Origin of the sequence: Streptomyces purpureus, from assembly GCF_014648195.1 — a bacterium.
Taxonomy (GTDB): domain Bacteria; phylum Actinomycetota; class Actinomycetes; order Streptomycetales; family Streptomycetaceae; genus Streptomyces; species Streptomyces purpureus.
The window spans coordinates 126,145-135,352 of sequence record NZ_BMQQ01000016.1; the positions used below are offsets into that span (position 1 = coordinate 126,145).

Here is a 9,208-nt window from a genome sequence, read left to right on the forward strand (position 1 = left end):
ATTCCGGTCCGCTGCAATAGAGTCACCGAACAGACGTCAATGGGATGGGTTTCGCGCGGATCAAAGCGGAGGTTGAACATGCGCATTCCCGCGCATTCGGTATGCACGGCGATCCGTGACGACATCGTCTCCGGTGTCCACGAGCGCGGAAGCCGGCTGACCGAGGAGCAGCTCGCGCGCCGCTACGGAGTCTCCCGCGTCCCGGTCCGCGAGGCGCTGCGCACCCTGGAGTCCGAGGGGTTCGTCGTCAGCCGCCGGCACGTCGGCGCCTGTGTCGCCGAGCCCACCGAACAGGAGGCCGCCGACCTGCTGGAGATGCGTCTGCTGCTGGAGCCCATGGGCGCCGCCCGCGCCGCCCAGCGCCGCACGGAGGCTCATCTCAAGGTGCTGCGGGGCCTGGTCAGACTCGGGCAGGAGCGGGCCCGGCGCGGCCAGGGCGAGGACCTGCGCTCGCTGGGCAGCTGGTTCCACGAGACGCTCGCGCAGGCCTCCGGCAGCCCCGGGCTGACCGCGCTGCTCACCCAGCTGCGGCACAAGATCGCCTGGATGTACGCGGTCGATCTCCCGGCCGAGCCGGTCGAGGCGTGGGCGGAGCACGGGGCGATCGTGGACGCGGTGGCCCGCGGCGACGCGGAGCGGGCCCGGTCGCTCACCGCGGCGCACGCCGAGCGGTCGCTGCCGCTGCACCGCCCGCGCCTGGCCCGTGTGAGGACCTCGCAACACGTAGTAAACATCGCGAGCGCCCGGAGTTAACAGCGGGGCCGTATACAAAGAAATGCAAAGGTGGGGGGAGCTGATTTCCGGCGCTCGGGCTCGGGTGTGAAAAGCGTCCGGAAAAAGCATCGAGCCGCACTGCCGAATTGAATCGGCGGTGCGGCTCGACCTGAATTCATGCCGTACGGGTGCCCGTACGACTCTGCGCTACTCGAAGGGTCAGACGGTCTCGGGGAGCTCGTCCAGGCCCTCGGCGACCAGCTTCGCCAGACGGTCCAGCGCGACCTCCGCGCCCTCGGCGTCCGACGCGAGCAGGATCTCCTCGCCGCCCTGTGCGCCCAGGCCGAGCACCGCGAGCATCGAGGCGGCGTTGACCGGGTTGCCGTCGGCCTTGGCGATCGTCACGGGGACGCCGGAGGCCGTGGCGGCACGGACGAAGATGGAGGCGGGGCGGGCGTGCAGGCCCTCGGCCCAGCCGACGTTGACGCGGCGCTCAGCCATGGTGTTGCCCTTCGAGTCTCAGCGGGTTGTCTAGACCAGTCTCTCATGTGCTGCGGGGTGCTCCCGCCGACCGCCGGAACGGACCGGAACTCGGCGCGGTGCTCCCTACCCTGCACGGCCCAGGAAGGCTCCGCGACCGGTGTCCCGACCGGTTCCTCCACCGTACGCTGGGCCCATGCAGACCCCGTCGGACCAGCCGGAGCACGCCTACCCCGACCACTGGGAAGCCGATGTGGTGCTGCGCGACGGCGGCACCGCGCGGATCCGGCCGATCACCGCCGACGACGCGGAACGGCTGGTCAGCTTCTACGAGCAGGTCTCCGACGAGTCGAAGTACTACCGCTTCTTCGCGCCCTACCCCCGGCTCTCCGCCAAGGACGTGCACCGCTTCACCCACCATGACTTCGTGGACCGGGTGGGCCTCGCCGCAACGGTCGGCGGCGAGTTCATCGCGACCGTCCGCTACGACCGGATCGACGAGCGCGGCATGCCCGCCGGCGCCCCCGCCGACGAGGCCGAGGTCGCCTTCCTCGTCCAGGACGCGCACCAGGGCAGGGGAGTGGCCTCGGCCCTCCTCGAACACATCGCGGCGGTGGCGCGCGAGCGGGACATCCGGCGGTTCGCGGCCGAGGTGCTGCCCGCCAACCAGAAGATGATCAAGGTGTTCACGGACGCCGGCTACACCCAGAAACGCAGCTTCGAGGACGGCGCCGTACGCCTCCACCTCGACCTGGAGCCCACCGACCGCTCGCTCGCCGTGCAGCGCGCCCGCGAACAGCGCGCCGAGGCCCGCTCCGTCCAGCGGCTCCTCAACCCGGGCTCGGTCGCGGTCATCGGCGCCGGCCGCGCGCCCGGCGGGGTCGGCCGCACGGTCCTGCGCAACCTCCTCGCCGCCGGGTACACCGGCCGGACATACGCGGTGAACGCGGCGCTGCCCGCCGGCGGCACCGAACTCGACGGCGTCCCCGCCTTCCGCTCGGTCGCCGACATCGGTGACCCGGTCGACCTGGCCGTCGTCGCCGTACCAGCCGAACGGGTCCCGCAGGCCGTCGCCGACTGCGGGGAACACGGCGTCCGGGGCCTGGTCGTCCTCTCCGCCGGCTACGCCGAAAGCGGCGCCGAAGGCCGCGAACGGCAGCGCGAACTCGTCCGGCAGGCCCGCTCGTACGGCATGCGGATCATCGGCCCCAACGCCTTCGGGATCATCAACACCGCGCCCGGTGTCCGCCTCAACGCGTCGCTCGCGCCCGAGAGTCCGGCCCCGGGCCGGATCGGGCTCTTCACCCAGTCGGGCGCGATCGGCATCGCCCTGCTCGCCGGACTCCACCGGCGCGGCGCGGGACTGTCCACGTTCATCTCCTCCGGCAACCGCGCCGACGTCTCGGGCAACGATCTGCTCCAGCACTGGTACGACGACCCGGACACCGATGTCGTCCTGCTCTACCTCGAATCCATCGGCAACCCGCGGAAGTTCACCCGGCTGGCGCGGCGGACGGCCGCGGTGAAGCCGGTCGTCGTCGTCAAGGGCGCCCGGCACAGCGGCAGCGAACCGCCCGGGCACGCCGTACCGACCACCCGCATCCCGCACACCACCGTCGCGGCGCTGCTGCGGCAGGCGGGCGTCATCCGCGTCGACACGGTCACCGAACTCGTCGACGCGGGCCTCCTCCTCGCGGGCCAGCCCCTGCCGGCCGGCCCGCGCGTCGCCATCCTCGGCAACTCCGAGTCCCTCGGCCTGCTGACGTACGACGCCTGCCTCACCGAGGGCCTGCGCCCGCTGCGCCCCCGCGACCTCACGACCGCGGCGACCCCCGACGACTTCCGCGCGGCGCTCGCCCAGGCGCTGGCGGACGAGGCCTGCGACGCGGTGGTCGTCACGGCGATCCCATGGGTCGGAGACAACGGCGTCACCGAGTCCGGCGACGGCGAGGTCCTCGCCACGGCGCTCCGCGCCGCCGCCGCGACGTCCCCGGCCAAGCCGGTGCTGGTGGTCCACGTGGAGATGGGCGAACTGGCGGAGGCCCTGGCGGCGGCGACCAGCACGGCACCGGGCGCGGCAGCCTCGCCCCCGATTCCCGCACCGACCGGAACCCCGGCCGCGCCCGGCTCACCGGCCACCGCTCCCGCCGACACCCAGCCGTCAGCCGGTTCCGCAGACACCGTCCGGCGCGAGCCCGGACCGCCGGGCGGCACCCCGTCCACCGGCCATACGACCCCGGTGACGCCCGGAACACTCGCCGCCGCTCCGGCCGAAGGCTCAGCGTCGCCGGACGCGGAGGCGGTCTCGCCGCCCCTGGGTACGGTTTCGCCGTCGCCCGGCCCCGGACCGGCCTCCCCTCCACCCGGCCCGGACTCCACGCCCCCCACCCCGCCCCGGGACAGCCGGATCCCCGCCTACCCCGCCGCCGAGCGGGCCGTGCGGGCGCTTGCCGAGGCCGTGCGGTACGGGCAGTGGCGGCGGCAGGTCGCCGAGCCCGGGCGGGTGCCGGAGTACGAGGGGATCGACGAGGCCGGGGCCGCCGGCCAGATCCAGCGGGCGCTCGGCAGCGCGCCGGACGAGCGGGGCGTCACCCTCACCGCCGAGGCCGCCCACGAGCTGCTGCGGCGCTACGGCATCCACGTGCTGCCCACCCTCCCCGCGCCCACCCCGGACACCGCCGTCACCGCCGCGGCCCGGCTCGGCTTCCCCGTCGCGCTCAAGACGACCGCGCCGCACCTGCGGCACCGGCCCGACCTCGGCGGCGTACGGCTCGACCTCGCCACCGAGGAGCAACTGCGCACCGCATACGCCGAGCTGACCGACACCCTCGGCAAGGCCGAGGAGCTCCAGCCCGTCGTCCAGGCCATGGTCCCGCGCGGCGTCGACACCGTCGTACGCGCCGCCATCGACCCGGCCGTCGGCTCCGTCCTCTCCTTCGGGCTCGCCGGCGCCCCCTCCGAGCTGCTCGGGGACACCGCCCACCGGCTCGTCCCGGCCACCGACCGGGACGTCGCCGAACAGATCCGCTCCCTGCGGACCGCCCCGCTCCTCTTCGGCTGGCGCGGCTCCGCGCCCGTCGACACCGCCGCCCTCGAAGAGCTGCTGCTGCGCGTCTCCCGGCTGGTCGACGACCACCCGGAGATCGTCGCCATCGGCCTCGAACCGGTGGTCGTCGCGCCCCAGGGGCTGTCCGTGCTCGGCGCGACCGTACGGCTCGCCCCGCCCCCCGCCCGTACCGACCTCGGACCGAGGACGCTGCCCAGCTACTGACGCAGCGAGGGCAGCCGAGGCCCCGCAGCCCCGTAGGATGGAGTCCATGGCGAAGACCGGTACGACGACCCAGGGGCTGCGCGCGGCGATCGAGCGCAGCGGCTATTACCCGGCCCTCGTGGCCGAGGCGGTGGAGGCCGCCGTCGGCGGCGAGCCGATCGCCTCGTACCTGGTGCACCAGGAGACCACCTTCGACGCCAACGAGGTCCGCCGCCACGTCACGGTCCTCGTCCTGACGGCCAACCGCTTCGTCGTCAGCCACACCGACGAGCAGAACGCGGACACCTCCTCCCCGACGCCGTACGCCACGACCTCCACCGAGTCGGTCAAGCTCGACCGGATCTCCTCCGTCGTGGTCAGCCGGGTCGTCGCCAACCCGGAGTCGTACACCCCCGGCACCCTTCCCCGCGAGGTCGTCCTCACCATCGGCTGGGGCGCCGTCTCCCGTATCGACCTGGAGCCCGCCGCCTGCGGCGACCCGAACTGCGACGCCGACCACGGCTACACCGGCAACTCCACCGCCGACGACCTCAGCCTGCGGGTCAGCGAGGCCGGTGACGGCCCCGACACCGTGCGCCAGACGCTCGCCTTCGCGCAGGCGCTCTCCGAGGCCACCGCGGCGACGGCAGCCGGCCGCTGATGGCGCAGCCCGCTGCCTGGCAGGACCCCGAGCCCCTCGACATCCGCACGGCACCCGTCCCGGAGTACGCCGGCGGATCCCTCGCCGGTCTGCTGCCGACGCTCGTCGCCGGCCAGGGCGTCACTCTCGGCGGCTCACGGATCGCCGAGCTGACCGCCGCCGACCGCAACTGCGTCTTCCTGATCGACGGTCTCGGCTGGGACCAGATCAAGGCGCACCCCGACGAGGCGCCGTACCTCACCTCCCTCCTCGGGAGCTCGCGCGGCGGCACCGGCCGGCCCATCACCGCCGGCTTCCCGGCCACCACCGCGACCTCGCTGGCCTCCGTCGGCACCGGCCGCCATCCCGGCGCCCACGGCCTGCCCGGCTACACCGTGCGCAACCCCGACACCGGGGAGCTCATGAACCAGCTCCGCTGGCGGCCCTGGACGTCCCCGAAGGTCTGGCAGCCGTACCCGACCGTCTTCCAGCTGGCCCACGACGCGGGTGTGCACACCGCGCAGGTCTCCTCCCCGGCCTTCCGGGACACCCCGCTCACCAAGATCGCGCTGAGTGGCGGAACGTTTCACGGCAGGCTCGCGGGCGAGGAGCGGATGGACGCCTCCGCCGAGCAGCTCGCCGCCGCCGACCGCTCGCTGGTCTACACGTACTACAGCGAACTCGACGGCGCGGGACACCGCTTCGGCGTCGACTCGGACGCCTGGCGCGGCCAGCTGATGCACGTCGACCGGCTCGTCCAGCGGCTCGCCGAACAGCTCCCGCCGCGCTCCGCGCTCTACGTCACCGCCGACCACGGCATGGTCGACATCCCCTTCGACGAGCAGTCCCGTATCGACTTCGACGAGGACTGGGAGCTGCGCGCGGGGGTCGCCCTGCTGGGCGGCGAGGGCCGGGCCCGGCACGTCTACGCCGTCCCCGGGGCCGAGGCCGACGTCCTGACCTGCTGGCGTGAGGTGCTCGGCGAGCAGTTCTGGGTGGCGAGCCGCGAGGAGGCCATCTCCCTCGGCTGGTTCGGCGCGGAGGTCGACGAGCGCGTCCACGGCCGGATCGGCGACGTGGTCGCCGCGGCCTGCGACGACGTGGTCATCATCGCCTCCGTCAACGAGCCGAACGAGTCGCAGATGGTCGGCAACCACGGCTCCATGACGCCCGCCGAGCAGCTCGTCCCGCTGCTCGAAGTACGCTCCTGACACCGCGAACGCTCCACTCGCACACTCCACCCGACCAGACCCGAAAGGCCGTCACCTTCCCATGCCCGAGCTGGTGTTCTTCTCCGGAACGATGGACTGCGGAAAGAGCACCCTCGCTCTTCAGATCGAGCACAACCGCTCCGCGCGCGGCCTGCAGGGCATGATCTTCACCCGTGACGACCGCGCCGGCGAGGGCAAGCTCTCCTCCCGCCTCGGCCTGGTCACCGACGCCGTCGAGGCGGCCGAGGGGATGGATCTCTACGGCTACCTGGTCGACCGCATGTCGAAGGGCGGCAAGGTCGACTACGTGATCGTGGACGAGGCGCAGTTCCTCGCCCCGCGTCAGGTGGACCAGCTGGCGCGGGTCGTGGACGACCTGGGGCTCGACGTCTTCGCCTTCGGCATCACCACCGACTTCCGCACCAAGCTCTTCCCGGGCTCGCAGCGGCTGATCGAGCTGGCGGACCGGATCGAGACGCTCCAGGTGGAGGCCATGTGCTGGTGCGGGGCGCGCGCCACGCACAACGCCCGTACGGTCGGCGGCGAGATGGTCGTCGAGGGCGAGCAGGTCGTCGTCGGCGACGTCAACCGGCCCGCGGAGGAGGTCGGCTACGAGGTGCTGTGCCGGCGCCACCACCGCCGCCGCATGACCAGCGCCGCCGCCCACGCGGGCGCGCTCTCCCCGGACGTCCTGCCGGTCACCCCGGCCTGACCGGCCGCGGACGGCGGGGGTCTTCGGAGCCCTCAGGGAAGCGACCGTACGATCGTGAACACCGCGCCCTCCGGGTCCGCCACCGTGGCGACGCGGCCGCCGGTGCCCTCCCGGGGCGGCTTCAGCACCTGACCGCCCAGCTCCTCGACGAGCGTGACGGTCGCGTCCGGGTCGGTCACCTCGAAGTACGTCATCCAGTGGGCGCCCCGGTCGTGCGGCACGGCCTGGCCCACGCCGTGCAGGGCGGCCACCGGGCGGCCCTTGACGTGCAGGGTCACATAGTCGAAGTCGGCCGAGACGACCGCCTCGGCCTCGTGCCCGAAGACGGTCTCGTAGAAGGTGGAGACCATCGAGGTGTCGTGCGTCAGCAGCTCGTTCCAGACCGGCGTGCCGGGCAGGCCCGCCACCGCCGTGCCGGTGTGCTCGGCCGCCTGCCACACCCCGAACACCGCACCCGTCGGGTCGGAGCAGATCGCCATCCGGCCGGCCTCCCCCGCGTCCAGCGGGCCGACCGCGACCGTGCCGCCGCAGGCCCGGATCGCCTCCGTCGTCTTGTCGGCGTCGTCCGAGGCCAGATACGGCGTCCAGGCCACCGGCAGATGCCGGTCCGGTGGCAGCTGACCGATCCCGGCGACCTCCCGGCCGTCGAGGAGCGCGCGGACGTACGGGCCCAGCTGCTGCGGCCCGGGGCGGAACTCCCACCCGAAGAGCTGCGCGTAGAAGTTCTGGGTCGCCTCTAGTCCGTGCACCATCAGGCTCACCCAGCAGGGGGTGCCGGGCGCGCGCCGAGTCGCCTCGGTCATTCGTCACTCTCCTCGGACCATCGTGGTGGCCGTGCGGGGGGACCGGACCGCGCCGTCGTTCGGCACGGCGCGCGTCCCGAGCAGATGCTTCCACCACCCGGTGCCAACCGCTCCCCGGCCGCGCCGCTTTTGGCGCGATCCAGCGGAGTTGCTGCCCGTAATGACAAGATCCATCCGATTTTGCGTCGGTGACGGTGTCGGTGATGGTGTTGACGCCTCGGCCGGCGCGGTCCCTCACTGCGCGAGGATGGCACCCATGAACCCCATCATCACCGCAGACGAACTCCTCAGCGAGTCGGCCGGGGCGCGGCCGCCGGTCCTGCTCGACATCCGCTGGCAGCTCAGCACGGCGAAGGCGGCCGGCGCCGCGCCGTTCGACGGGCGTGCGGCGTACGAGGCCGGACACATCCCCGGCGCGGTCTTCGTCGACCTGGACGCCGAACTCGCCGGGGCCCCCGGCACCGGTGGCCGCCATCCGCTGCCGGACGTGGACGCCTTTGGCGCGGTGATGCGCCGGGCCGGGGTACGCGCGGACGTGCCGGTCGTCGTCTACGACGGCGGCCAGGGGTGGGCGGCGGCGCGGGCCTGGTGGCTGCTGCGCTGGACCGGCCACCAGGACGTACGCGTCCTGGACGGCGGCCTCGCGGCCTGGTCCGGCCCGCTGTCGACGGACATCCCTCGCCCCGTGGAGGGCGACTTCAAGCCCGTCCCGGGCGCCGGACTGCTCGACGCCGAGGCGGCGGCGGCGCTGGCCCGTTCGGGTCTGCTGCTCGACGCCCGCGCGGGGGAGCGCTACCGCGGCGATGTCGAGCCTCTCGACCGCGTCGGCGGCCACATCCCCGGAGCGGTCTCGGCCCCGACGACGGAGAACGTGTCCCCCGACGGCCGCTTCCTGTCTCCACAGGACCTGACCGCCCGCTTCCGCGCCCTGGGCGCCACCCCGGACACCGAGGTCGGCGTCTACTGCGGCTCAGGCGTCTCCGGCGCGCATGAGGTCCTGGCCCTGGCGGTGGCAGGCATCCCGGCGGCGCTGTACGCGGGCTCCTGGTCGGAATGGACCCAGGACGAATCCCGCCCGGTGGCGACGGGCCCGGACCCGCAGTAGGAGGCGGCGCGGCGCCGGCCGGCGGCCTGGGACGGGCTGCCCGCCGGCGGCGGGGGTCGGCCGGCGCTGCGTGAGGCGGCCGGAGGGCGGGGGAGGCTGCGTGCTCCGGGCGCCGGAGCGGCGCCCCGTACGGGCGCGCGTGGGACGTGAGGTGGGCGGCGCCGAGGGCGCGGCGCGCGACCCTCGAGGGCCGCGGGCCCGCGGCTCGACGCGCGAGGCGCGGCGCCCGGTTTCTCGGCGCCGGAGCGTCGGAAGAGGGGTGCGTGCCCTGAAGGCGGGACGGTCTCCGAAAC

The 9,208-nt window shown here is 73.8% G+C and carries 8 protein-coding genes; 6 read left to right on the forward strand and 2 right to left on the reverse strand.

The features are described from left to right. The first annotated feature begins 78 nt into the window (after positions 1-78). Positions 79-753: a GntR family transcriptional regulator gene (locus tag IEZ01_RS20970; protein ID WP_019889996.1), complete on the forward strand. Its 675-nt coding sequence runs from the start codon at positions 79-81 to the stop codon at positions 751-753. Between the two features lie 180 nt (positions 754-933). Here IEZ01_RS20970 and IEZ01_RS20975 read toward each other — a convergent pair whose 3' ends face one another. Beyond that, positions 934-1,215 (reverse strand): HPr family phosphocarrier protein, encoded by a 282-nt coding sequence (locus tag IEZ01_RS20975; protein WP_019889997.1) that lies wholly within the window; start codon positions 1,213-1,215, stop codon positions 934-936. A gap of 175 nt (positions 1,216-1,390) precedes the next feature. Here IEZ01_RS20975 and IEZ01_RS20980 point away from each other — a divergent pair, with 175 nt between their 5' ends. The 4 genes from IEZ01_RS20980 to IEZ01_RS20995 all read left to right on the forward strand — a co-directional run bounded on the left by IEZ01_RS20980 (position 1,391) and on the right by IEZ01_RS20995 (position 7,007). After that, positions 1,391-4,465, forward strand: coding sequence for a bifunctional acetate--CoA ligase family protein/GNAT family N-acetyltransferase (locus IEZ01_RS20980; RefSeq protein ID WP_019889998.1), 3,075 nt, complete (start codon positions 1,391-1,393; stop codon positions 4,463-4,465). A 46-nt stretch (positions 4,466-4,511) separates the two neighbouring features. Beyond that, positions 4,512-5,105 (forward strand): DUF5998 family protein, encoded by a 594-nt coding sequence (locus IEZ01_RS20985; protein WP_019890001.1) that lies wholly within the window; start codon positions 4,512-4,514, stop codon positions 5,103-5,105. Next, positions 5,105-6,295, forward strand: a complete 1,191-nt coding sequence (locus tag IEZ01_RS20990; protein ID WP_189203152.1) for an alkaline phosphatase family protein — start codon at positions 5,105-5,107, stop codon at positions 6,293-6,295. The genes IEZ01_RS20985 and IEZ01_RS20990 overlap by 1 nt, the downstream gene beginning before the upstream one ends. A 61-nt stretch (positions 6,296-6,356) precedes the next feature. Beyond that, complete coding sequence (locus IEZ01_RS20995; protein ID WP_019890003.1) at positions 6,357-7,007, forward strand: thymidine kinase; 651 nt, start codon at positions 6,357-6,359, stop codon at positions 7,005-7,007. A gap of 32 nt (positions 7,008-7,039) precedes the next feature. On the opposite strand, the gene IEZ01_RS21000 is transcribed toward IEZ01_RS20995, so the two are convergent. Then, positions 7,040-7,810 (reverse strand): VOC family protein, encoded by a 771-nt coding sequence (locus IEZ01_RS21000; RefSeq protein ID WP_019890004.1) that lies wholly within the window; start codon positions 7,808-7,810, stop codon positions 7,040-7,042. Positions 7,811-8,066: 256 nt separating this feature from the next. Here IEZ01_RS21000 and IEZ01_RS21005 point away from each other — a divergent pair, with 256 nt between their 5' ends. Continuing rightward, positions 8,067-8,915: a sulfurtransferase gene (locus IEZ01_RS21005; protein ID WP_189203154.1), complete on the forward strand. Its 849-nt coding sequence runs from the start codon at positions 8,067-8,069 to the stop codon at positions 8,913-8,915. Positions 8,916-9,208: the final 293 nt, after the last annotated feature.

What these genes read in the sequence shown, in the direction of transcription:
- IEZ01_RS20970 (WP_019889996.1), top strand. Translation starts at nt 79, where the DNA reads ATGCGCATTCCCGCGCATTCGGTATGCACGGCGATCCGTGACGACATC.
- IEZ01_RS20975 (WP_019889997.1), bottom strand. Translation starts at nt 1,215, where the DNA reads ATGGCTGAGCGCCGCGTCAACGTCGGCTGGGCCGAGGGCCTGCACGCC.
- IEZ01_RS20980 (WP_019889998.1), top strand. Translation starts at nt 1,391, where the DNA reads ATGCAGACCCCGTCGGACCAGCCGGAGCACGCCTACCCCGACCACTGG.
- IEZ01_RS20985 (WP_019890001.1), top strand. Translation starts at nt 4,512, where the DNA reads ATGGCGAAGACCGGTACGACGACCCAGGGGCTGCGCGCGGCGATCGAG.
- IEZ01_RS20990 (WP_189203152.1), top strand. Translation starts at nt 5,105, where the DNA reads ATGGCGCAGCCCGCTGCCTGGCAGGACCCCGAGCCCCTCGACATCCGC.
- IEZ01_RS20995 (WP_019890003.1), top strand. Translation starts at nt 6,357, where the DNA reads ATGCCCGAGCTGGTGTTCTTCTCCGGAACGATGGACTGCGGAAAGAGC.
- IEZ01_RS21000 (WP_019890004.1), bottom strand. Translation starts at nt 7,810, where the DNA reads ATGACCGAGGCGACTCGGCGCGCGCCCGGCACCCCCTGCTGGGTGAGC.
- IEZ01_RS21005 (WP_189203154.1), top strand. Translation starts at nt 8,067, where the DNA reads ATGAACCCCATCATCACCGCAGACGAACTCCTCAGCGAGTCGGCCGGG.